The 641-nt window shown below is 63.2% G+C and carries 1 pseudogene; it reads right to left on the bottom strand.

The features are described from left to right. A pseudogene (locus AC07FD_RS33255) lies at nucleotides 1–641 on the bottom strand (hypothetical protein); the annotation flags it as partial.

Genomic DNA, 641 nt, shown 5'->3' on the forward strand with positions numbered 1-641 from the left:
ATTCGCCAGCCCCTGCTGGGTAAAGTCAAAGAGCCGGACGTCGCGTTTGGCGCGGCGAGAGACCTCGCTGGCGATCGCGACTATGGCCTCGCGGCAGTCCGGCGCTTCCGGCCACTTGCTGAAACCGTTCACCAGGTTCGCCAGGTGCTGCGGAGTAACGTCAGAGAGCTGGGCTTCGCGTTTGGCAAAGCGAGAGACCTGGCTGGCGATCGCGACTGTGGCCTCGCGGCAGCCAGGCGCTTGCGGCCACTTGCTGAAACCATTCACCAGGTTCGCCAGGTCCTGCGGAGTAAAATCAGAGATCAAGGCGCCGCTTCCGGAGCGACGAAGGACCGCCTCGGCGATAGCGACTGTGGCCTTGCGACAGTCCGGTGCTTCCGGCCACTTGCTGAAACCGTTCACCAGGTTCGCCAGCCCCTGCTGAGTAAAGTCAAAGAGCCGGACGTCGCGTTTAGCGCGGCGAAGGACCTCACTGGCGATCGCCACTGTGGCTTCGCGGCAGTCCGGCACTTCCGCCCACTTACTGAAACCATTTACCAGGCACGTCAGATGCTCCTGCATAAAGTCAGAGAGCCCGACCTCGCTTTCGGCGCGGCGAAGGACCTCATCGGCGATCGCGGCTGTGGCCTTGCGACAGTCCG

The sequence above is a fragment of the Mesorhizobium waitakense genome, assembly GCF_056431085.1.